The organism is Polynucleobacter sp. TSB-Sco08W16 (assembly GCF_018687455.1).
In the GTDB taxonomy this organism is placed as follows: Bacteria; Pseudomonadota; Gammaproteobacteria; order Burkholderiales; family Burkholderiaceae; genus Polynucleobacter.
The window spans coordinates 1,458,515-1,479,614 of record NZ_CP061291.1 but is presented as its reverse complement, the minus strand read 5'-3'; the positions used below and the strand labels follow the sequence as shown (position 1 = coordinate 1,479,614).

At 44.6% G+C, this 21,100-nt stretch carries 24 protein-coding genes and 1 tRNA gene; 20 read left to right on the top strand and 5 right to left on the bottom strand.

Features of this window, described 5'->3' with window-relative positions; translation table 11 throughout:
- The first annotated feature begins 1 nt into the window (after position 1).
- The 6 genes from FD961_RS07415 to FD961_RS07390 all read left to right on the top strand — a co-directional run bounded on the left by FD961_RS07415 (position 2) and on the right by FD961_RS07390 (position 5,207).
- Positions 2 to 574: a cupin domain-containing protein gene (locus FD961_RS07415; protein WP_215393303.1), complete on the top strand. Its 573-nt coding sequence runs from the start codon at positions 2 to 4 to the stop codon at positions 572 to 574.
- A gap of 8 nt (positions 575 to 582) precedes the next feature.
- Complete coding sequence (locus FD961_RS07410; RefSeq protein WP_215393302.1) at positions 583 to 1,557, top strand: tripartite tricarboxylate transporter substrate binding protein; 975 nt, start codon at positions 583 to 585, stop codon at positions 1,555 to 1,557.
- A gap of 17 nt (positions 1,558 to 1,574) precedes the next feature.
- Positions 1,575 to 2,738, top strand: coding sequence for an enolase C-terminal domain-like protein (locus FD961_RS07405; protein ID WP_305848932.1), 1,164 nt, complete (start codon positions 1,575 to 1,577; stop codon positions 2,736 to 2,738).
- A 24-nt stretch (positions 2,739 to 2,762) separates the two neighbouring features.
- Positions 2,763 to 3,524 carry an SDR family NAD(P)-dependent oxidoreductase gene (locus FD961_RS07400; RefSeq protein WP_215393300.1) on the top strand — a complete coding sequence of 254 codons (762 nt, stop codon included), beginning with the start codon at positions 2,763 to 2,765 and terminating at the stop codon, positions 3,522 to 3,524.
- Positions 3,525 to 3,568: 44 nt separating this feature from the next.
- The gene (locus FD961_RS07395) at positions 3,569 to 4,438 is read left to right on the top strand and encodes a fumarylacetoacetate hydrolase family protein (protein WP_215393299.1); all 870 of its coding nucleotides are present in this window, start codon (positions 3,569 to 3,571) and stop codon (positions 4,436 to 4,438) included.
- Positions 4,439 to 4,553: 115 nt separating this feature from the next.
- A complete protein-coding gene (locus FD961_RS07390) occupies positions 4,554 to 5,207 on the top strand; it encodes a cupin domain-containing protein (protein WP_215393298.1) in 654 nt (217 codons plus the stop codon).
- A 21-nt stretch (positions 5,208 to 5,228) separates the two neighbouring features.
- Here the strand turns inward: FD961_RS07390 and FD961_RS07385 are convergent.
- A tRNA-Cys gene (locus FD961_RS07385) sits at positions 5,229 to 5,303 on the bottom strand.
- Positions 5,304 to 5,482: 179 nt separating this feature from the next.
- Between FD961_RS07385 and FD961_RS07380 the strand changes: the two genes are divergently transcribed.
- Positions 5,483 to 5,830 (top strand): hypothetical protein, encoded by a 348-nt coding sequence (locus tag FD961_RS07380; RefSeq protein WP_215393297.1) that lies wholly within the window; start codon positions 5,483 to 5,485, stop codon positions 5,828 to 5,830.
- Between the two features lie 26 nt (positions 5,831 to 5,856).
- Here FD961_RS07380 and FD961_RS07375 read toward each other — a convergent pair whose 3' ends face one another.
- Positions 5,857 to 6,036: a hypothetical protein gene (locus FD961_RS07375; RefSeq protein WP_215393296.1), complete on the bottom strand. Its 180-nt coding sequence runs from the start codon at positions 6,034 to 6,036 to the stop codon at positions 5,857 to 5,859.
- A 304-nt stretch (positions 6,037 to 6,340) separates the two neighbouring features.
- Here FD961_RS07375 and FD961_RS07370 point away from each other — a divergent pair, with 304 nt between their 5' ends.
- The 3 genes from FD961_RS07370 to FD961_RS07360 all read left to right on the top strand — a co-directional run bounded on the left by FD961_RS07370 (position 6,341) and on the right by FD961_RS07360 (position 8,696).
- The gene (locus FD961_RS07370) at positions 6,341 to 6,583 is read left to right on the top strand and encodes a hypothetical protein (protein ID WP_215393295.1); all 243 of its coding nucleotides are present in this window, start codon (positions 6,341 to 6,343) and stop codon (positions 6,581 to 6,583) included.
- Positions 6,584 to 6,600: 17 nt separating this feature from the next.
- The gene (locus FD961_RS07365; protein ID WP_215393294.1) at positions 6,601 to 7,275 is read left to right on the top strand and encodes a CDP-diacylglycerol diphosphatase; all 675 of its coding nucleotides are present in this window, start codon (positions 6,601 to 6,603) and stop codon (positions 7,273 to 7,275) included.
- A 107-nt stretch (positions 7,276 to 7,382) separates the two neighbouring features.
- Positions 7,383 to 8,696, top strand: coding sequence for an alpha/beta fold hydrolase (locus tag FD961_RS07360; protein ID WP_215393293.1), 1,314 nt, complete (start codon positions 7,383 to 7,385; stop codon positions 8,694 to 8,696).
- An 11-nt stretch (positions 8,697 to 8,707) separates the two neighbouring features.
- Here the strand turns inward: FD961_RS07360 and FD961_RS07355 are convergent, their stop codons facing one another.
- Complete coding sequence (locus FD961_RS07355) at positions 8,708 to 10,315, bottom strand: MFS transporter (RefSeq protein ID WP_071465197.1); 1,608 nt, start codon at positions 10,313 to 10,315, stop codon at positions 8,708 to 8,710.
- Between the two features lie 186 nt (positions 10,316 to 10,501).
- Here FD961_RS07355 and FD961_RS07350 point away from each other — a divergent pair, with 186 nt between their 5' ends.
- From FD961_RS07350 to FD961_RS07325, 6 genes are all read left to right on the top strand, one after another.
- On the top strand, positions 10,502 to 11,611 hold the full coding sequence (locus FD961_RS07350) for a patatin-like phospholipase family protein (protein WP_215393292.1): 1,110 nt from the start codon (positions 10,502 to 10,504) through the stop codon (positions 11,609 to 11,611).
- An 87-nt stretch (positions 11,612 to 11,698) separates the two neighbouring features.
- A complete protein-coding gene (locus tag FD961_RS07345) occupies positions 11,699 to 12,652 on the top strand; it encodes a tripartite tricarboxylate transporter substrate binding protein (RefSeq protein WP_215393291.1) in 954 nt (317 codons plus the stop codon).
- Between the two features lie 90 nt (positions 12,653 to 12,742).
- Positions 12,743 to 14,287: a M20/M25/M40 family metallo-hydrolase gene (locus FD961_RS07340; RefSeq protein ID WP_215393290.1), complete on the top strand. Its 1,545-nt coding sequence runs from the start codon at positions 12,743 to 12,745 to the stop codon at positions 14,285 to 14,287.
- A gap of 43 nt (positions 14,288 to 14,330) precedes the next feature.
- Positions 14,331 to 15,401 carry an isocitrate/isopropylmalate dehydrogenase family protein gene (locus FD961_RS07335; protein WP_215393289.1) on the top strand — a complete coding sequence of 357 codons (1,071 nt, stop codon included), beginning with the start codon at positions 14,331 to 14,333 and terminating at the stop codon, positions 15,399 to 15,401.
- A 53-nt stretch (positions 15,402 to 15,454) separates the two neighbouring features.
- The gene (locus tag FD961_RS07330; protein ID WP_215393288.1) at positions 15,455 to 16,732 is read left to right on the top strand and encodes an alpha-hydroxy acid oxidase; all 1,278 of its coding nucleotides are present in this window, start codon (positions 15,455 to 15,457) and stop codon (positions 16,730 to 16,732) included.
- A gap of 10 nt (positions 16,733 to 16,742) precedes the next feature.
- Positions 16,743 to 17,042 (top strand): hypothetical protein, encoded by a 300-nt coding sequence (locus FD961_RS07325; RefSeq protein ID WP_215393287.1) that lies wholly within the window; start codon positions 16,743 to 16,745, stop codon positions 17,040 to 17,042.
- Here FD961_RS07325 and FD961_RS07320 read toward each other — a convergent pair.
- Positions 17,039 to 17,797, bottom strand: a complete 759-nt coding sequence (locus FD961_RS07320; RefSeq protein WP_215393286.1) for an SDR family oxidoreductase — start codon at positions 17,795 to 17,797, stop codon at positions 17,039 to 17,041. The two genes, FD961_RS07325 and FD961_RS07320, sit on opposite strands and share 4 nt — an antisense overlap.
- A gap of 151 nt (positions 17,798 to 17,948) precedes the next feature.
- Between FD961_RS07320 and FD961_RS07315 the strand changes: the two genes are divergently transcribed.
- The 3 genes from FD961_RS07315 to FD961_RS07305 are packed head-to-tail and all read left to right on the top strand — an operon-like array spanning position 17,949 to position 19,914.
- Entirely contained in the window at positions 17,949 to 18,218 is a 270-nt protein-coding gene (locus tag FD961_RS07315) for a TIGR03643 family protein (RefSeq protein ID WP_215393285.1), read from the top strand.
- Entirely contained in the window at positions 18,215 to 19,750 is a 1,536-nt protein-coding gene (locus FD961_RS07310; protein WP_215393284.1) for a cryptochrome/photolyase family protein, read from the top strand. The genes FD961_RS07315 and FD961_RS07310 overlap by 4 nt, the downstream gene beginning before the upstream one ends.
- Positions 19,751 to 19,752: 2 nt before the next feature.
- Positions 19,753 to 19,914, top strand: coding sequence for a DUF2256 domain-containing protein (locus FD961_RS07305; RefSeq protein ID WP_083393467.1), 162 nt, complete (start codon positions 19,753 to 19,755; stop codon positions 19,912 to 19,914).
- 13 nt (positions 19,915 to 19,927) lie between these two features.
- Here the strand turns inward: FD961_RS07305 and FD961_RS07300 are convergent, their stop codons facing one another.
- Positions 19,928 to 20,623, bottom strand: a complete 696-nt coding sequence (locus FD961_RS07300; RefSeq protein WP_215393283.1) for an SDR family NAD(P)-dependent oxidoreductase — start codon at positions 20,621 to 20,623, stop codon at positions 19,928 to 19,930.
- Positions 20,624 to 20,684: 61 nt separating this feature from the next.
- Between FD961_RS07300 and FD961_RS07295 the strand changes: the two genes are divergently transcribed.
- On the top strand, positions 20,685 to 21,098 hold the full coding sequence (locus FD961_RS07295) for a thiol-disulfide oxidoreductase DCC family protein (protein ID WP_215393282.1): 414 nt from the start codon (positions 20,685 to 20,687) through the stop codon (positions 21,096 to 21,098).
- Positions 21,099 to 21,100: the final 2 nt, after the last annotated feature.

The following is a 21,100-nucleotide window of genomic DNA, read 5'->3' as shown; positions in this document are numbered from 1 at the left end:
AATGGAGCACCCAAAAGGCTACGTTCGTCGCATTGTTACAGGTCATGATGCTGAGGGGAATGCCGTCGTTACGCACGATGGTGCGGCCCCCTCGGTCCATTCAAATCCCCTAAGAGTTGGATTTTATTTAACCAATTTGTGGCATACCGATGCAATGCCAACTCCGATTGATAATTCACCGGATACTACTTCACGCCCATTGCAATTAGAGCCCCCAAAAAATGGCACTGTTGTAAGAATTATTGAATTTGGTCCTGAGGGCGAGTGGCTTCATAAATTGGCTCAAAATGAAGCGAAAAGTGTCTTTGGCTCCATGGGTACCAATAAGGCCTCGACCTATGAGGCTGGCGCCCATCCTCTCATGCATCGCACTGAAACGGTAGATTATGCGGTGGTGCTTGAGGGTGAAATTTATCTTGTATTAGATAAAGAGGAGCGTCTCATGAAGCAAGGTGACTTCTTGGTAGAAAGAGGGACAAATCATGCTTGGAGTAATCGCTCCGGTAAGCCTTGCAAAATGCTTTTTGTGTTGATTGATGGCAAGTTTGATCCTGAGATTCAGAAACACTTTTAAGGTAAATCATGAAGGCTTTATTGCGCTCATTAGCTTGTATTTGTACTCTGTTTTTTCTGGGATCCACGCACTTTGTGAGCGCCCAAAGCTATCCAGATAAATCAATCCGCTTGATGGTAGGTTATGCACCCGGCGGTCTGACTGATGGAGTTGCGCGCACTTTGTCCCCGCAATTATCTGAAATACTGGGCAAGCAAGTAGTTGTTGAAAATCGTGGCGGCGGCGGGAGTTCAATTGCAACTGATGTAGTCGCAAAAGCACAGCCTGATGGCTATACGCTGCTCATGGCAGATCAGGCATTAATTAGTAATCCCAGCTTATTTCCAGCATTGCCCTACGATACCTTCAAAGACCTTCAGCCAGTAGCTCTTGTTGGAACAGCGGCTTCGGTGATTGTCGTAAATTCATCGGTGCCGGTTCGAGATTTAAAAGCCCTGATTGCTTTGGCTAAGAGTAAGCCAGGTACTTTGAACTATGCATCGGGCGGAAATGGAACGATGACGCATTTGGCTGGTGAGTTATTTAAACAAGTTGCTCGTGTTGATATTGTGCATATTCCTTATAAAGGCACTGGTCCTGCAGTTGTTGATTTACTGGGGGGTCAGGTGCCAATGATGTTCAGTAGTATTGGGCCTGTAGCGCAATACATCAAGTCAGGGCAATTAATTGCCTTAGCGGTTACAGGAGAGAATCGCTCACCTGTGTTGCCTAATGTGCCAACCCTCTCTGAATTGGGTCTTGCGCAAGCAACGGTAATTGGTTATTGGGGAGTAATGGCGCCTGCGGGGATGTCTAATGAAATTACCGAGAAACTTGCAAAGGCTATAAATGAAGCAGTTAAGCGTCCCGATGTGAATCAGCGACTCGTCAATTTAGGAATTGATCCGTCTTTTGCATCAGGACCCCGTTATGAAAAGATCTTAAGCACCGAGATTCCTAAATGGAGTCAGGTAATTAAGAATGCCAATATCCGAATTGACTAAGCTTTAGAAAGGTGCCAGTGAGAATCGTAGACATTAGAGAAGTTGCGATACCCTTGAATTCAAGTATCCGCAATGCGGTATTTGATTTTAGTGAGATGACTACATCAGTAGTGGCGGTGATAACGGATGTGATTCGCGATGGTAAGCCCATAATTGGATTTGCCTTTAACTCTACAGGGCGCTATGCCTGTGGTGCGCAAATGCGGGATCGTTTGATTCCACGCATTATGAAAGCCAATCCCGAATCCCTATTAAATGATGCAGGTAATAATTTAGATCCTGAAAAAATACTAAGCTGCATGATGCAGCGAGAAAAACCAGGTGGACATACGGAGAGATCTGTAGCAGTTGGAACTATTGAGGTTGCCATTTGGGATGCGGTTGCAAAGATTGAAGGCCTGCCATTGCATGTCACCTTGGCAAACCAGTTTTCTGGCGGAAAAGTGCGCAAAGAGATTCCTTGCTATGTAGGCGGTGGGTGGTACGCACCCAATAAAGGAATCCCTCAGTTATTGGAGGAGATTCAGAGTCGACTTGATCAGGGTTACACCACCATGAAAATCAAGGTTGGTGGCGCTCCTATAGAAGAGGATATTGCCCGAGTAGAGGCTTCCTTGAAGATTGTTGGGGGAGGGCAAAATTTGGCAGTTGATGCTAATGCGGGGCTGAGTCCAGAGCGTGCAATTGCTTACGCTAAAGCCCTACAACCTTACCAACTGCGTTGGTTTGAGGAGCCTACCGATCCGCTAGATTTTGCCTTACTTGCAGAAATTGTTGACATCTATTCAGCGCCGATAGGAACTGGAGAGAATCTCTTTTCAACACAAGACATCCGTAATCTCGTTCAGTTCGGTGGCTTACGTAAGGAGACTGACATTATTCAAATTGACATTCCACAGTCCTATGGAATCGTTCAATTTAGTAGAACATTGAAAATGCTAGAGGATCGTGGCTGGGGAAGACATTCCATTTTCCCTCATGGAGGCAATCAAATGACATTGGCAATTGTTGCTGGCTTTGGTTTGGGTGGATGTGAAGCATATCCAGGAACATTCGGAGTCTTTGCAGGATTTGCAGACGATTCTCGAGTTGCTAATGGAAAAATCAATTTATCCGAGCGGCCTGGCATCGGTTTTGAAGGACAAAATGCCCTTTATGAAATCATGCGCAATATTGTTTAGTGTTAGCTATCACCCGGGAGAGCAATGAGTTCCTTTCAATCAGTAGATGAATTAAATGGCAAGGTTGCGGTAATTATTGGCGGCAATGGCGCTGTCGGATTTGCTACGGCCAAACGATTGGCTAAATTAGGTGCAACTTGTGTATTGATTGGGCGACATTCCCTTGAAAAGGAGGTCGAGCAGATCAAGCAATTGCCTCCTGGCAAACAATTTTGCTTGAATGCTTCAATTACGGATTCGGCCACTTTAATTGCCGCAGCAAAAGAAGTGGAAAAACGTGTGGGTAGATGCGATATCTTGGTGAACTCAGCAGGCTTTACAAAACCAGTCCCAGCTGCAGATTTAGATGCATTAACAGATGACTTAATTGATGAGGTGTTGAAGGCCAACTTTCGAGGGGTTTTTGCTTCGATTAGGGCATTTCAGCAGCTGCTAAAGGCAAATGGCGATGGATTGGTTGTGAATGTCTCTTCAATTGCTGGCTTCACTGGTGTTGGCAGTAATCTTGCTTATGTCGCTGCTAAGGCAAGTCTTGATATTGTGAGTGAGTCTTTAGCAAAAGTTTTAGCGCCGGAGATACGCGTCTTATGCGTGTCTCCAGGTGTAGTGGATTCTGGTTTTGTACCGGGACGTGGAGCCGACTTCAATGATAAAACTGCAGCAACAACCCCATTAAAGCGTATTGGCACCCCTGATGATGTTGCGGCTGCGATTGAAGCTTGCGCAACCCGGTTAAGATTTTCAACAGGAACCCGAATAGTGGTTGATGGTGGTCGACACCTCTAATTCGAAGGAGGAGACCGGACTCAAAAATAATATAGAAAGAGACTATGAGATTATTTAGCTTTATTCAAAACGGTAGAAAAAGTATCGGTGTTCTTTGCAAGAAAGATTCGAATGAATTTGTAGATTTATGTGCTACGAACTCAAGTATTCCAGCAGATTTGTACGGTCTGATTGCGATAGACCCTCAGTTTACAAAAGCAAAAGAAGCACTTTCTAATCCGAATGCTGTCATCAAAAATATTGCTGATATTCAGTTTGATATTTTGATTGATCGTCCTGGAAAAATAGTTTGCATGGGTTTGAACTATGCTGACCATGCTAAAGAGGGCGGCAATGCTCGGCCAGACTATCCAAGCTTTTTTCTACGAGGCCCTAGTTCGCTTGCCTCACATCAGGCTAGGATCATTAGGCCTAAGGTATCCGATAAGTTAGATTATGAAGCTGAGTTGGCCTTTGTTGTTGGTAAAAAGGGGCGTAATTTAACCAGAGAAAACGCGCTGGATTGTATCGCTGGCTACAGTATCTTTAATGATGCTAGCTTAAGAGATTACCAGCGCAAAACAACCCAATGGACTATAGGTAAAAACTTTGATCAGACCGGAGGATTTGGTCCATGGCTGGTAACGCCAGATGAATTGCCGCTGGGCGCACATGGCCTACAAATTCAGTCAAGATTAAATGGCGCAGTAATGCAGAATGCAAATACCAAGGATTTCTTATGGGATGTCGTAGAAACCATTGTCTTAATAACAGAATGCATGACCTTGGAGCCTGGTGATGTAGTGATTACAGGAACGCCTGCAGGAGTAGGCTATGCTAGAACTCCACCAGTATTCATGAAGTCTGGCGACATCTGCGAAATTGAAATCGAAAATATTGGCGTATTGCGTAATTCGATAGAGGATCAGACGTAATAATCTTCAGAGGAATAGGGGCCCTCACTGGAAATAGTGGGGGCTTTGACTTCAAGCGCACATTCAATAGGCTTGCTATCCTTAGCCTTGTTTTCCTATATTTGAATTGCAATCAATGAATATCCATGCCGATTACAGTAAGCGAGTTGTCATTAATCACCATGACTTACCTTGGGAGCCTAGTCCTGAATTCGGGATTGAAAGACGCATGCTCGATCGCATGGGTGATGAGGTAGCAAAAGCAACCTCAATTGTTCGTTACCAGCCCGGCTCCAAATTTCCAACACATACCCACGAGTTTGGTGAAGAGATTCTTGTTTTAGAGGGTGTCTTCAGTGACGAAACTGGTGACTATCAAGCTGGCACCTACATCATGAATCCGCCGGGTTCATCGCATGCACCCTATAGCCAATCTGGCTGTACGCTGTTTGTTAAGCTCAGACACCTTGGTCCAGAACAGGTCGAGCGAGAAATTATTGACACCACAAAAGCACCTTGGTATCAAGGCATGGTCCCTGGTCTTACAGTCATGCCGCTGATGCAGCAGGGAAGTGGATCGACTTTAGTACGCTGGGCTCCTCAAACCTATTTCAATCCACACAAACATTATGGCGGCGAGGAAATCTTTGTTGTTGATGGCGTATTTGAAGATGAGCATGGCTGCTACCCTGCAGGTTCATGGATTAGAAGCCCTCATATGAGTCTACATCAGCCTTTCAGTAAAGAGGGTTGCACTATCTTTGTAAAGACGGGGCACTTACTGTCATAAGGCCATAAGCCCAAATGAGATTGGAGGCGGAAGCCTAGAATCGAACCAGGGTAATGAGATTTGCAATCTCATGCATAACCACTCTGCCATTCCGCCACAGCTGTCTTTATAACTGAAAAATATTTTTTCCGCTGGATGGATGATCTGGTGCTGAACGCATATTCAGTAACAGTATGTACTAACTTGTCATGAAATCTTCATCAGATTGACTTATCTCCCTCTTACATTGATTGAGCAGAAATTTATTTCTAAATCATATAAAGGGTAAAGAAAAGATGAAAACGCTTATTAAAAATTTCATGGGCCGTAGACCGCATTTCTGCTTCATCATGATTGCTGCAAGTTGCCTAGGAATTGGCTTAGCTGTAACTCAGGTTCAAGCAAATATTCCGGATGCTTCAGCAGAGGCAAATAATCCGCACCATCTGCCAAATGCATTCAATCCAAAGTTACAAACCTTGGATGAAAAGATTCAAATAGCCACCCTTGAGGCAAAGAAGGTCCTTGGCATGACACAAGAGGGAGTGTCACACGAGATTGAGACTATCCATAGCATTGCCCTCAGAGGCGTGGCTGTCAGCTCTAAGCCAGTGTTTGATTACACCACCGGTACATCAAACTAATTCAATGGAGGACTATGTATTAAAGCCTAGTCCTCTAAATCCTCGCTGCTATCATCGATTCGATATTCCACTTTAATTTTCTTCAGTATCGGATGCAGAAGTGCATCCGTGCTTTTTGAAGTCGGATCGGTTAAATGGCAATTGCCATAAAAAGGAATCGGTTCTTTTTCAACCAGCTCGCGATCTTCAGTAGTAAAGGTAGTCATAGAGCTCTCCCTATATCAATCAGATGGTTACCTATGGGCTGTTGGAACAAACGAATCGCAACCAGTAGCAATCCGAATTGATCCACATCTCCCATAAGTAGATTGCATTCTTCGCGTTTTAGTGTGACTTGTCTATCGCTTCCAAAATTATTTTTTGATAAATTTTAATAGGTGAAATTGTCATATTTGAGCCTTTTATCTCAAGCTTAAATATGACAAAAAGTGATGAAAAAATTCATAAAGATGTCACATGAAAGGTAGAGCATTTCAGTCGAGTTCAATGCAAAATTGGAGGAGCATCAACATGACAGATCAACACTTAAATGACAAGGTCATTAACTTTAGAAGAATGGCTGCGGAGTATTTTCAAAAAGCGGCCTGGAATCAGTTATTAGCCTTGGATAATTACAGGGAAAACAACTTTGAAGTGGCGGAGCGATTTGCCCAACTTTCTTTCGATGATCAAATGAATGCGGTAGAGTATGCAGAGTTGGCAGATGCCGAATCAGGACTCTTGCTAGATTTGGAGTTATTGGAGGAAAGTTGATCGTTAAGAGTGGCCGAGTGGCTATCAAAGTTTTAGCTTCCTTATTCCTAGCCTTTGGAATTTCATACCCAGGCGCCTCAGCTACTGTCGCTAGAAGCGATATTCTTTTGCACATTGCCACTCAGTGTGTTGATCCATCCAAAACTAATTACTGCTCTAACTGTATGCTGCCAAGAGCGGATGCAGGCTGTGGAAATATTTCAGAGTGCAAGAAAACCAACGAAGTTTGGGCGCTCAATAAAAAATATACCGCAATCAGAGATATTAAGATGTGCGGTTGTCCGGCTAGCTTTGTTCATGGGCTGGCGATACCTAGTGATGTCATCACTGGTATTGAGGATCCTAATCGAGAAGAGGATATCTGGCAATTTGCTTGGGTCATCGGCCTGGAGCGTATTGAGCCAGAATCACTGGCATTGGTAGTCAATCCCAAATCAGAACGATCACAGAATCAACTGCATGTGCATATTCTCAGGTTGGATAAAAATGCACGCGCTACATTTTCTGACTATTCCCATGCGTATGTTCAAAATCTTGATCAGGTTTGGGGTGTCGCTCAAAAGATTGCTAATTCTCAGGGTTTAAATGATTACGGAGTCTTGGTCGCTCAAGAGTCTTCTGGTCGATATATCGTGCTTGTTAGTCCCCAGAGCCCTGAGGCTGCTTTTACAGTATGGAATTGCAATAATTAGCTACCCAACCAGCATCGATTGAATAGCATGCTTTATTTGATGTGCATTTTCGGTTTGGGTATAGTAATAGTTATCAGCAGGCCATCTCAATAACTTAATTGCAAGCCATGAAAAAACTAATTTCCATTTTGATTCTGGGTATCTTTGTAGGAGCAAATTCTTCTACTGTTTTTGCTAATCCTCCTGTTGCTCCATTCTATGCATCCCTCCAGAACATGACCCCAAGCGGTCAATTGGGTCAGGTAATCAAGAAAGAGTCTGTTCAAACCTCGGTAAAGGGTGCTCAGGCATGGAGGATTGCGTACATTTCTTCGGATTTTGGTGGCAAGAAAACAATTGTCACTGGCCTAGTAGTTGCCCCAAAAGGAGTGGCACCCAAAGAGGGTAGGCCCATCATGACTTGGGCGCATGGGACAACAGGTGCTGCTCAAAATTGCGGCCCATCACAGGTTCTGGACCCTGTAGTCCCGCTCAATGAATATTTTTTAATTGGCGGAAACTCTTGGACGGATTATGGAATCCCTGCTGTTGAAGAATTTATTCAAGAAGGCTATGTAGTCGTTGCAACCGACTATCAGGGTCAGGGTGGTGGGGGAAGGCATCAATACGCTCTCGCTTCCACAAACTCTATGGATACGATTGATGCTGCTAGAGCGGCCAGCTTCATGAAAGAAACTGGCGCCGGCAAGAAAACCATTGTCTATGGTTGGTCGCAAGGCGGTGGCGTAGCAGTGGCAGCAGCGAGCATGCCAGAGTATTTCTCGAAAAAGGGTACAGCTGCTGACAACCTTGAATTAGTTGGTTCCGTGGCTCTGGCTCCTGACGATATTGCCATCATGTTGCCTGGAGCTACAGTCGATCAGGCTAGCGCGCAAAAGTCTCTGAGTGGATTGATTCAGATGTTTACTGGTAATGTCTTTGATTTTTCTCACATGGCAATGAGCATGTGGGGAGTGCAGGCCGCTAATTCAAAATTAAAGTTAACGGACATCTTTACCGATGATGGCGCTAAAGTTCTGGATGAGGTTATTAGTAATAAGTGTATGCATGCTTTTGCAGACACGCTAAATTTCAACTTTGGTACACAGTACAAAACACTCTTGAAACCGCAAATCAATAATCCCTTGGAGTGGACCAAGACCATGGTTAATGGTAGCGTCAACCCCATCAAGCCTATTGCACCAGTAGTCATTTATTGGGGAAATAAAGATACGACCAATCCTCCAATCATGGGTAAGCTCTACCAAGAGCAGATGTGCAAAATGGGCGGTAATGTGAATCGGGTTGAATTGCCAGGCAATCAATCGCACTTCACTACACCTGGGGCCTCAAAGCCTTTTTATCTGCCATGGATTAAGGATCGCTTAGCTGGTAAGCCCGCCACCAACAATTGTGATCTGGCCGCGCAACTCCCAAGTTAAGCGCTTGGGGCCTATTGCTTCAATTGGGTAGCAATACGCCTAGTCAGCTTGGGTGGGCTTGAATCAATGTGAAAGCGATGGCGCTCTTCTTGCATGAGTAAGTCATCAGCCGTGAATCGATCAAAACGTCTTAAGTAGTCTGCCCAGGTTTCAAATACGAAATATTCTAAAAATTTTCCTGCATGCTCAGCATCCTCAAAGAGGCTCCAAGATAGCGCCCCTTGCTTTAGACGCGAACGTCTAGTCTTTGCCATCAATTTTCTGAAATGCTCCACCTGTTCTTTGTGAATATGGTATTCGACTGAGATCATGACTGGGCCCTCATCCAGATCAATATCTCTCGAGGGGTGTGGGCGTTCTATTGGGCATACTGGTGTGAGATCTTCCACCTCATGACCATGAATGCGGTGTTTGCGTATTAATAATAGGGCGATGATGCCAAAAATGGCGCTTGCTACTATGCCCGTTGTTACATCAGTTGAATTAGTAATTTTTCCCCATACAACTGCACCAAGCGCGCTTCCACCCATCAGACTCATTTGGTAGAAAGACATGCCACGAGCCCTAATCCAATTTGGTAGAGAGAGTTGAGAGGTGGTGCTTAAGGTATTGCCAACACTAAACCAAGACATGCCGCTCACAATCATGATCGGTGCTGCATACCAAAGATTGGGTGCGAGCACTACGCCAGCTGAGCTGATAGAGAGAAAAATGATTCCGTAACTTGCCATTTGCTGCGGTGTAAATTTCTCCCGCAAGTACTGCAGTTGAGAGCCGACAATGATGGCGCCAAAACCAAGGCAAGAGAGTAGCAAGGTAAATGTGTTGGCATCTCCGCCAAAGTGGGATTTTGCGATCACTGGTAATAGCGCCAGCAGACTAGACGACTGCATATAAAACAAAAATGATCGAATCAGAATCGATCGCATAGGCTTAGATTGGCGAATATATTGGGCGCCAACTCGCATCGCACCAAAGAACCGCTCTCCTGGCAAGGTGGAGATATAACTCTGATTTTTCCAACGCAAGACAATCGCAGTCATGGCTAATGACAGAATCATATTTAAGGCAAATACATATTCAGTGCCTACCGATGCAATGATGAGGCCGGCAACGAGTGGGCCAAGAATACGTGAGGCATTCATGGCGATGGAATTAAGTCCAAGTGCCAGATGCAAAGTGTCGCGAGGGACTAAATCTGGAACGATGGCGGCATACACTGGCCAGCGCATTGCTAAGCCAATACCATTAATAAAAGTGAGTAATAGCAAGAATATTGGATCTAGGAGATTAAATACGGCAGATAGAAAAAGTAAGGTTGCATTAATTGCAAGCCATAGCTGAGTAAATACTAAGAAGTGTTTTCTATTGAGGATATCTGCCAGCGCTCCGCTAGGAAGGCCAAACATTAATACCGGTAAGTTAGCGGCAGTTTGAACCAGAGCAATTAGGGTTGCAGATGTCGTTAGGGACGTCATCATCCAGGCTGCTGCTACATCATTGGTGTACATACATATATTGGCCACCAGCCAGGTCGACCATAGTGCTCGGAAGACGGGAATCTTTAAGGGCTCAAGCCATACGGGAAGCTTGGTGGGTAGCAGGGAATCAGCGCTCATTGCATCATTATTCCCTAAACTCTACAGTTGTGATTGAGAGTATTCAATCTATCTATAGAAAGGCAGCTATACCAGCCTTTGCAGTACTGCTGGCTCTATCCTTTATGGCGAGGGTTTTGTCTTATTGGGCCAGGCATAGTTCGCTTGTAAAGTAATGTAAAACAAAGCTCATTAAGAAAGGCAGTCATGACTCACCAACCACGCCGTCATTTTCTGAAAACTACAGTCGCAGGTACCGCAGCAGCAGTTGGCGGTTCGGGGTTCAGTATTCAAACAGCTCAGGCTCACACCAACTCTGAGGCTAAGCTAGAAGCCAAGGCAAATCAAATCTCCCAAAAGCTGTTTGCTCAGGATGGTATGGCGGTGCCTATTGCAACCCAGCCTACAGTTTCACCATTGGCAAAAGGTCTTGATCGGACCATGGTCCTTGGTGGAGGGGGTGAGTACTACATTGCTTGGTATTGCGGATTCTTTCATGGCCTTTATGAGGCAGGATTGGATATGGCCAATATTCCTGAGATGGTTGTAGGAACATCGGCAGGCTCTTATATGGGCTCCTCACTTTTGTCGGGAGAGTTCGGCCGCCTTCGTGCTGAGTTTGATTTCTTTGGCAAGTTCCCGCAAATCTTTGCAAAGATGGCGCCATTAGCAAACCCCAATCTTAGCCAGCAACGAGCTGATCAAATCAATATGAGTGCAAGTGATGGCAGCATTAAAACGCGCCAGATTATTGGGGCTGCAGCTTTAGCAGCTGACAACACGCTCAACAGTGACCATATTGAAAAATTAGCGGCACTTTTGACGGGCGATAGTAAAAAAGATTGGCCTACCGCTCGGATGTTTACAACTGGGATTGATTGCTATTCAGGCGAGCGTTTAATTATTGGTCAAGCGGTTGCTAGAAAAAATAATATTCCATTGGCACATGGTGCTGCAGCCAGCAGTTCGTTGCCCGGTATTGGGGGTCCAACACTATTAGGTCAACGTTATGTCATGGATGGCGGTATCTGCTCCAATCCTGCGCATGTGGATATTGTGGCTGGATCCAAAAGGGCGTTAGTGATTACTTTGACCGATGGTGTTACTGGTGCGATATTGACGAGCATTCCGCATCCGATTGCACAAAATATTAAAGACGTTCAAGCAACGGGTACAAAGGTGCATTGGATTGTTGCTGGAACCCCTCCTGGAGTTAATCTTCTAGATCCAAGACAGATTGAAGGCGCTCTAAGAGTGGGGTACGAACGAGCAAAGGTAGAGGCGCCAAAAATTAAGGCCTTTTGGGCGCAGGTTTGAAACATGCTCTATTTAATAGCGGCGTAAGAATGGTATGGAAATTCTAAAAATTCAGTTCTTGAGGTGAATTAAAGGAGGCAATCTTCAATGGCATTCAAAAATGTATTCCTTATGTTGGCAATTGTTTTTTCAAGTGCGTGTCTTTCTCAGGAATATCCCAATCGAACGGTCAAGGTGATTGTGGGCTATCCGGCTGGATCATCAGTAGATCTTTACACCCGCAACATTAGCTCAAAACTACAAGATAGACTGAAACAGGCATTTGTTGTCGAAAACAGAGTGGGGGCAGCAGGCACGGTTGCTGCAGAAGCGGTGGTACACGCTAGTCCGGATGGTTACACCCTTCTGAGTACAGCATCTCAGATTGTCATTAATCCTTTTGTGCAAAAGATTTCATTTAACACTGAGAAGGATCTTGTTCCGATAGCTCAGACACTTTCTATTAGCTATCTTTTGGTAACCTCGCCGAATTTTCCGGCGAATAATTTAAATGAGCTGGTTGATTATGTTCGCAAGAATCCCAAGAAATTCAATTACGGCTCCTACGGTAATGGTTCTGGACCTCACTTAGCTATGGCCATGCTGCAAAGGGCTTCAGGCATCGAAGTAACTCATGTGCAGTACAGGGGCTCAGGACAAATGTTGACTGCATTAATGGCAAACGATATACAAATGTCTTTTGATACTACAACTGCCACATTGGAGTTGATTAAGGCTAGAAAATTAAAGGCAATTGCTATAGGCGGCCCTAAAGTGGTTGATGTTCTACCCAGTGTCCAACCCATTGCCCAGCTGTACCCGGGATTTAATTCGGATGGGTGGCAAGGAATCTTTGCTCCAGCCAATACGCCTTCTAATGTTGTTAGGAAGCTGAATCTCGAAATTAACCAGATTATTCAAGGAGTAGAATTCCGCGATTTAGCTAAATCAAAAGGCGTCTCAGTTAGCCCTTCTTCACAAGCTGAATTTGCTGACTTCGTTAAGTCGGAGTTAAAGAGGTATGAACAAATAGTTAAAGAAAATAATATTTACTTAGATTGAGTTCTAATTGCTTTGCTTGAGCTAAGAGATGGTCTCGAGTAAGAATGGTGTAGAGTTTCTGCAGAAGACTGCAAAATAGTGGGAGACAAAATGTATAAATTGAAGGCAATAGCGCTTTTCTTATTCCAGTGTTTTTGGATTACACATGTCCAGGCAGAACTGCCAGCGGGAATAAATGATCAAGCTATCCGGGCTGCAGCACTTCAAAGTTTTCCAGAGTATTTAAACTTACTGACTCTACCTAACGATTCCATTGCTAGCGCAAAGGATATCCAAGTTAACGCCGATCAGATTGAGAAACTTTTTCAAAAGAGGGGATTCTCAACTAAGCAGTTTGCAAATAATGGAAAGCCGCTCGTATTAGCCGAATTCCCTGCAGATCCTGGCAAAAAAACTATTTTGTTCTATATCCACTTTGATGGTCAACCTGTTATCCCTTCTCAATGGAGTCAAGCGAGTCCATGGCAACCCGTATTGAAGAAAAAAGGCGCGGATGGAAAGTGGCAGACAGTAGATATGCAGGAATTGATGAGGCCAGATTTTGATCCTGAGTTGCGGGTCTTTGGTAGATCCTCCGCGGATGATAAGGGTCCGATCATGATGTTCTTGGCTTCAATGGATCTCATGAAATCAAAAGGCCTAAAGCCTGCTATGAATATCAAGGTTATCTTGGATAGCGAAGAAGAAGTAAATTCTCCTGGCATTCCTCAGGCAGTTATTCAGAATAAAGAATTTTTAAAGGCGGATGCGCTAGTGATATTTGATATGGCTAGCCATCCTAGTGGCAGGCCTACGGCTATCTTTGGTAATCGCGGAGTGCAGTGGATTAACTTAACAGTCTATGGACCTAAAGCTCCACTGCATAGCGGCCACTATGGTAACTATGTTCCCAATCCCGCTTTTAATCTGGCAAGACTATTAGCCACGATGAAGAATGAGAAGGGGCAAGTTCTCATCCCTGGGTATTACTCAATAACTAAGCTAAGCCCAGAAGATTTAAAAGTGCTTGATGCAGTTGGTGATGATGAAGTAGCTCTAAAAAAACGTGTAGGTATTGCGAGCTCAGATCAGGTTGCCTCGAACTACCAGCGTTCGCTGCAGTACCCATCTCTCAATATTCGGGGATTATCTGCAGCAGGTGTTGGACAAGAAGCTGCCAACATCATTCCAAAAGAAGCGATTGCTGATATTGATATCAGAACAACAACTGAAGCCAATGCTCAATACTTAACGGCTTTGATTAAAAAGCATATAGAGAAACAAGGCTTTCACATCATTGATCATGATCCAACTGATGCTGAGCGGGCTCAATATCCTTTATTGGTAAAAATTACCGAAGGTTTACCAGCCGAAGCTGCACGTCAACCTATTGATACTCCCGTAAGGAGATGGGTTGAGTCGGCTGAGTTGAGCGCCTATAGTGATGTGGGGGGTGTTAAGCCAGTCGTCATTCGGGCATCTGGCGCCACGGTACCAACCCATGAAATTGTTGGTCCATTAGATTTACCCTTTGTTATTGTGCCAACCGTTAATACTGATAACAATCAACATGCATACGATGAGAATCTCCGTATGGGAAATTATTTATCGGGTATGCGCACCATGTTGGGGTTGATGAATACGCCCTATAAATAAAGATCTATCATATGCTAGCGATCAATAAACAGAAAAGTAAGTAATGTCAAAAAAATTACGAGTAGGTATTTTAGAAGGCGATGATATTGGGCATGAGATTGTGCCTGTCGCAGTCGAAGTTGCAAAGGCTGCAGCCAAGCTTCATCAGGTCGATATTGAGTGGGTGCCTTTACCCATCGGTCGGCGTGCGCTTGATACTCATGGGCACACTCTGCCACCAGAGACCCTAGAAACATTGCACACTTTGGATGGATGGATCTTAGGCCCTATTGGGCATCGCGCATATCCAAAGCAAGCTAATGCGATCAATCCACATCCTATTTTGCGCAAGCAATTCAATCTATTTGCCAATGTAAGGCCCACCCGCTCATATCCAGACATCGGGTGTTTACGCGATGATATTGATTTGGTCATTGTGCGAGAAAATAATGAAGGCTTTCAGCCAGACCGAAATATGTTGGTGGGTAATGCAGAGTTTCGTCCAAGTGACGAGATGACTTTATCGATGCGGGTGATCACTAGAACCGGTAGTCGTCGGGTGGCGCAGGCTGCCTTTGAATTGGCACGTCAACGCAAAAAACACTTGACCTATGTGCATAAAGATACAGTCTTCAAGCTGGGTTGCGGTATGTTCGTTGAAGAGTGTAAAAAGCTTGCATCTGAGTACCCAGATGTTTTAGTAGATGACGTCATTGTGGACACCATGGCCATGCGCCTTGTGCGAGACCCTCAGAATTTTGACGTAGTTGTCACCACCAATATGTTTGGCGACATCCTCTCGGATGAGGCAGCAGGTCTTGTGGGTGGTTTGGGCATGGCGCCAGGTTTGTGTATTGGTGATGGCGATGTGGTGATGGCGCAAGCAACCCATGGTTCCGCTCCTGATATCGCCGGCAAAGGTATTGCCAATCCGTATTCCATGATTGAATCGACTCGTATGTTATTTGATTGGCTTGGACATAGCCGTAATATTCCTGAGGCAGTCGCAATGGCAAAGGCAATGTCTGCCGCCACTACATTAGCTTTAGCAAATCCCAATGCTAGAACAGGAGACATTAATGGTAAGGGTAATACCGCTTCAATGGCTAAGGCGGTATTGGAGGCTTTGAAGTAATGTATTAGAGTTGGTTTAATTCATGGGCATAAAAATATCAAAATGGAGATGATATGAGCAACAGTGCAGATCGAGACGAACAACGTAGACAATTGCTCACGTGGCTTGCAGCAAGCCCACTATTTGCACTGGGTGCTAATCAAGATCTTTTTGCACAAGAGGCAAAAGACCCTAAGGAATTAATTCGAAACTTTACAAAGCGCCCTGATCCGATGGTCTGGGCGCCAAATACACCTTTAGACTTGATCTCTAGCCCAAAGGATGCCATTAATGTTTTTGATTTTGAACCAGTGGCTTTTACTAAAGTGCCACCAGCTCACTTTGGTTATATGGCCTCAGGTATTGATGATGAAGTCACTCTAAGGGCAAACCGCACTTCATTTCTGAAATATCAATTGCGTCCAAGACGTTTGCGAGATGTAAGTCAAATTGATAGTTCTATTACGCTCTTTGGAACCAAGTGGAAATCACCCATCATTATTGCCCCCACCGGTGGGAATAAGGCTTACGACCCCGAGGGAGAGGTAGCGGTCGCAAGGGCAGCTAGGGCGGGTGGCTTCTTAAACATCCTATCTAATGCCGGTGCCTCAACTATTGAAGAGGTAATTGCCGCACGCCAAGGCGAGGTTTGGTTTCAGTTATATGCAACCTCAAGTCCTGAGGTGGCTAAGCAAGTCATTCGACGCGTAGAAAAGGCGGGTGCACCCGTATTGGAAATTACGGTTGATCGCAATGGCGGTAGAAATCAAGAAACTTTTGCAAGATTGAAAAAACTAGATCCTAGAAATTGTGCGGGCTGTCATGTCCATGGTTTTGGCAGTGCTCAAGAAAGGCCTAATTACGATGGTATCGACATGACTGGTGTGAAGATGTCTTCATCAAATATGACTTGGGATTTTATTAAGCAGGTTCGCGATACCACTAAGATGAAAATTATCGTCAAGGGAATTTTGACTGAGGAAGATGCAAAGCTTTGCCTTAAATATGGGGTAGATGGCATCCATGTCTCGAATCATGGTGGCAGGAGTGAGGATGGTGGGCGTGGCTCAATTGAATGCTTGCCAGAAGTGGTAAAGGTGGCCAAAGGCAAGGTACCTATTCTGTTTGATAGTGGCGTGCGTCGCGGTAGTGATGTATTTAAGGCTATGGCCTTGGGTGCGAATGCAGTCTGTGTAGGCCGTCCTTATTTGTGGGGCTTAGGTGCATTTGGTCAGCCGGGAGTGGAGCGCGTCATGGAAATTCTGCAAACTGAGTTTCAGTCTACGATGCAGCAGATGGGCGCCGCCAATATAGCCGCTATTCAATCTTCAATGGTTATTAAAGAAGGTTAATACAGCGCTTGTGTTTAGTATTCAAACGACAAAATCAGTCCTCTTCATTATTGCGGTAATGTATTCATTCTTGTCGTATGGGGATGAGTCGCAGGCAGAGATTGATAAGGCACGAGTATTTTCCGTACAGAAAAACCCAATCGTAGAACATAGCCAGAAAACCAATCAGTCAGTAGGCACTACGGGGGAGGTGGATAAGAAAAAGCCAGACCCTAAAGATACAAAATTCAATCTTGATGGGAATGGCGGTTCTACAAATCGATCGGCGGGTGGGAAGGCAATGCTAAAGCAGCGCATCCCATTTGATTAGCCTCGACCAACAAAAGGCATTTTTGTTGCCATGATGGTCATATTAAGAATATTGCTCTCGAGAGGTAGTTGGGCCATATGTAGTACGGCTTGACCAACATGGTCTACATCCATGCGAGGCTCAACCTTAATGGACTGATCGGCCTGCATAATGCCTGCGGCCATACGTTCTGTCATTTCAGTAGCAGCATTACCAATATCGATTTGACCGCAAGCAATATTGAATGGACGCCCATCTAAAGAGATAGTTTTAGTGAGACCACTAATAGCATGTTTCGTTGCCGTATACGGTGCAGACATCGGTCTTGGTGCATGAGCAGAAATGGAGCCATTGTTGATAATTCTTCCGCCTTGCGGAGATTGCGCTTTCATCATTCGAATAGCTTCTTGTGAGCATAAGAATGCACCACAGAGATTGGCATTGACTACATCCATCCACTGTTCGTAGGTGAGATCTTCCATGGGAATTGCGGGAGCGCCAATACCGGCATTATTAAAAAGCACATCGATGCGACCAAACTTTTCCCTGATAGCAGCGAACAGTTTTTTGACTTGATCTGGTTTGCCAACATCACAGGCAACTGCTAAGCAGTTATCAGCCGTACCGCCAATGTCACTCATTGCTTTTTGTAGCTTATCTAAATTGCGACCAGTCAGGACGACTTGATAGCCACCCTGTAACAGGGCTTTAGCAGCTGCTCTACCGATACCAACGCCAGCTCCAGTGATGAGGGCGACTTTATTGTTTTGGCTCATTTGCTTCTTTCGAATTTTTGTCTCACCACTATTTTATAGGGTTCTGAATGAGGCCATTCAAGACTAGCTTAAATTAGCTTTGGAATATCTATTTTTTGCATATTTTCCTGATCACTCTGCGAGTTTAGTAAATAAGTCTTAAACTTGCGTAGTGCCAAAGTCCTCATCTCAATTACTCTCGGAATCTGATATTTCTCGCCTCATTGAAATGGCGTGGGAAGATAGAACCCCATTTGATGCAATTGAAAAATCATTTGGGCTATCTGAGTCTCAAGTGATTCAATTGATGCGCCAAGAGCTCAAGCGAAATTCCTTTGAGCTATGGCGAAAAAGGGTCACTGGAAGGGCAACAAAGCATGTTGCGCTTCGAAGTAAGTTGGTCGATCGCGCCTATTGTCCAACGCAGTATAAAAACAAATGATCTCCTCCAAAAGACTTATCCTGATTCTGGGGGATCAGTTGGATTTACAGGGTGCCGCCCTACGAAATTTTAATTTCCAGACTGATGAAATCATCATGATTGAGTCGGCAGCTGAGGCTCAGTATGTATGGACACATAAGGCAAAGATTGCACTATTTTTATCGGCTATGCGCCACTTTGCGCAAACCTTAAGCAACCTCAAGTATCCCCTTGCCTATATTAAAAATTCATCTCTGCCCATCGTAGAGGTCTTAAAAGAAAAGCTGATTAAAGATGGCATTACCCATCTCATTTGTGTGGAGCCTGGAGAGTGGCGCTTAAAGCAGCAAATTGAAGAAATGGCTGCAACACTCAAGATTAAGCTTGAGATGCGTGAAGACGACCATTTCTTTTGCTCTCATCAAGAGTTTATTGCTTGGGTTGCTGACAAAAAAGAGCTGAGGTTGGAGTACTTTTATCGCCTTATGCGCAAGACTCACAATATATTGCTTGACGCAGATGGGAATCCAGAAGGCGGCCAATGGAATTTTGATCAAGATAATCGTAAGCCATATCCCAAGAAGGGCCCGGGAATTATTGAGGCACCAGTCTTATTTGCGCCGGATGCAATGACACAAGAAGTGATTGAATTCGTAAATCAAGCTTATGCAAAACACCCTGGATCTTTAGAAGCCTTTTCTTGGCCAGTGAATCGTGAGCAGGCATTAGAAGCCTTAGATTATTTCATTGAGTATCGCCTGCGAAACTTTGGGATCTATCAAGATGCCATGTGGACTGATACTCCTTTTGGTTGGCATTCTATTCTCTCTAGCTCACTGAATTTAAAGCTATTAAATCCTCGTGAGGTGATTGCTGCAGTTCTTGTCGCTTGGAAAAAATATTCTTTAGATCTTTCTACGGTTGAAGGTTTTATCCGGCAAATCTTAGGATGGCGTGAGTTTGTCCGAGGTATGTACTACCTAGATATGCCGCAGATGGCACAAGATAACTATTACAAACATCAGAGGTCTTTGCCAAAATGGTATTGGACTGGTAATACAAAAATGTCTTGTATGAGAGACGCAGTCGGTCAGACTCTGCAATATGGCTATGCGCATCACATTCAGCGCCTTATGGTGACTGGTAACTTTGCCCTCTTAGCGGAGATTCTTCCAAAAGAGGTGTGTGATTGGTACTTGGCAATTTATGTTGATGCGATTGAATGGGTGGAGCTCCCAAATACTGCTGGCATGGCTTTGTTTGCTAACGGCGGGCGCTTTACTAGTAAGCCCTATATCGCCAGCGGTGCCTATATCAAGCGTATGAGTAATTATTGCGATTCTTGCAAATACAAGCCCGATGTCCGCTTTGGGGAAACGGCTTGCCCTGTTACTACCCTGTATTGGAATTTTTTAATTAAGCATCGTGCTCAGTTTGAGTCAAGCCCACGTACCAGACTCATGACGGCAAATCTGAAGCGCATTAGTGATGACGATCAGCAAGCGATTGTTCTTCATGCAGAGCATGTGTTGAATCGCTTGGATGATCTCTAAAGATGAGCACCTCTTTTAAAGGAAATAAAAGTTTCTTACCAAGCAAGATTTGCATTGTCTGTAAAAAAGAAATGACCTGGAGAAAGTCTTGGGAAAAAAATTGGGAGTCAGTTAAATACTGCTCGGATGCATGTCGAAAGAAGGCTCCCAAGAGTAAGGCTTAGATCAATATAGCCTCTACCAAGGTAATTTTTCACCTGAGTAAGAGAGGAAGCTGCCTGTATCCTCTTTCTGTAGATTTTCAATCACTCGAAACATATCAGCTACGGCCTCATTTGCAGGTCTGCCAATCTGTTGTCCTCTAAAAGGTTTAGAGAGTCTGGAGTTAACCGTCCCAGGATGCAGAGCAATTAATGCCGCGTTGGGTTTAGTGCGAGTGAGCTCTATTGCCGCAGTCTTAATGAGCATATTGAGCGCTGCTTTAGAGGCTCGATAGCTGTACCATCCGCCAAGACGGTTGTCCTCTATGCTGCCGACCTTGGCTGAAAGAGTGACCATGATGCTATTTTGTGGATCTAACAGCTTGGAAAAGTGACGAATAGTAAGGGCCGGTCCAATAGCATTAATTTTCATTAAATCTATTAATTGATCCGCATTGAGATCATCCAGTCTTTTTTCAGGCATCCAGTGTTCGCTGTGCAATACCCCTATCGTATTGATAATGAGTTGATAGGGTGCTTCTGCTGCAAGCTCTGCAGCACAGGACTCGATTGAATCGGGATTGAGGTAATCAAGAGGGTATTTAGAGTGTCGATGCACGCCTGTAAGCTCTGAGCAGGCAGGGTGATTTGTGAGAAGTTCCACAAAAGCATCTCCAATGGTGCCAGAGGCTCCAATGACGAGCGCGCGAAAGGGGGTTGGAAGTAGTTTCAAGGGGATTTCTGAATTAGTGGTGCTATCAGCCAGTTTATTGAATAAGTCTTAAACTTGCACAATGGCCCCTGACTTACAAAAACTGACCCTGTTTTACGATGGCGCATGTCCTTTATGCCAGGCAGAAATTTTGTTTCTTGGAGGACGCAATCAAGCCGGCCTGCTCGATTTTGTAGACATCAACTCAGATCAGTACAACCCAGCAGCCGTAGGCGTATCGTGCGAACAAGCTTTGGCGGCGATGTATGGTCAATATGCCGATGGCGTTTTAATTAGCGGTGTCGCTGTTTTTCCTGAAGCCTATCGCAGGGCGGAGCTGCCTTTTATGGCTTGGTTATTTTCTCGTAAAGTTCTACAACCTTTTTTGCGATTTGGGTACCGCTTCTTTGCAAAAAATCGTCATGCGATTTCACAAATATTTGGGCCAGGTGCACTACGCCTAGTCAAGGCCAATACAAAGCAGGGCACTTCATGACA

Coding starts and splice junctions, on each gene's coding strand:
- FD961_RS07415 (WP_215393303.1), top strand. CDS start 2: ATGGAGCACCCAAAAGGCTACGTTCGTCGCATTGTTACAGGTCATGAT.
- FD961_RS07410 (WP_215393302.1), top strand. CDS start 583: ATGAAGGCTTTATTGCGCTCATTAGCTTGTATTTGTACTCTGTTTTTT.
- FD961_RS07400 (WP_215393300.1), top strand. CDS start 2,763: ATGAGTTCCTTTCAATCAGTAGATGAATTAAATGGCAAGGTTGCGGTA.
- FD961_RS07395 (WP_215393299.1), top strand. CDS start 3,569: ATGAGATTATTTAGCTTTATTCAAAACGGTAGAAAAAGTATCGGTGTT.
- FD961_RS07390 (WP_215393298.1), top strand. CDS start 4,554: ATGAATATCCATGCCGATTACAGTAAGCGAGTTGTCATTAATCACCAT.
- FD961_RS07380 (WP_215393297.1), top strand. CDS start 5,483: ATGAAAACGCTTATTAAAAATTTCATGGGCCGTAGACCGCATTTCTGC.
- FD961_RS07375 (WP_215393296.1), bottom strand. CDS start 6,036: ATGACTACCTTTACTACTGAAGATCGCGAGCTGGTTGAAAAAGAACCG.
- FD961_RS07370 (WP_215393295.1), top strand. CDS start 6,341: ATGACAGATCAACACTTAAATGACAAGGTCATTAACTTTAGAAGAATG.
- FD961_RS07360 (WP_215393293.1), top strand. CDS start 7,383: ATGAAAAAACTAATTTCCATTTTGATTCTGGGTATCTTTGTAGGAGCA.
- FD961_RS07355 (WP_071465197.1), bottom strand. CDS start 10,315: ATGAGCGCTGATTCCCTGCTACCCACCAAGCTTCCCGTATGGCTTGAG.
- FD961_RS07350 (WP_215393292.1), top strand. CDS start 10,502: ATGACTCACCAACCACGCCGTCATTTTCTGAAAACTACAGTCGCAGGT.
- FD961_RS07345 (WP_215393291.1), top strand. CDS start 11,699: ATGGCATTCAAAAATGTATTCCTTATGTTGGCAATTGTTTTTTCAAGT.
- FD961_RS07340 (WP_215393290.1), top strand. CDS start 12,743: ATGTATAAATTGAAGGCAATAGCGCTTTTCTTATTCCAGTGTTTTTGG.
- FD961_RS07335 (WP_215393289.1), top strand. CDS start 14,331: ATGTCAAAAAAATTACGAGTAGGTATTTTAGAAGGCGATGATATTGGG.
- FD961_RS07330 (WP_215393288.1), top strand. CDS start 15,455: ATGAGCAACAGTGCAGATCGAGACGAACAACGTAGACAATTGCTCACG.
- FD961_RS07320 (WP_215393286.1), bottom strand. CDS start 17,797: ATGAGCCAAAACAATAAAGTCGCCCTCATCACTGGAGCTGGCGTTGGT.
- FD961_RS07310 (WP_215393284.1), top strand. CDS start 18,215: ATGATCTCCTCCAAAAGACTTATCCTGATTCTGGGGGATCAGTTGGAT.
- FD961_RS07305 (WP_083393467.1), top strand. CDS start 19,753: ATGAGCACCTCTTTTAAAGGAAATAAAAGTTTCTTACCAAGCAAGATT.
- FD961_RS07295 (WP_215393282.1), top strand. CDS start 20,685: ATGGCCCCTGACTTACAAAAACTGACCCTGTTTTACGATGGCGCATGT.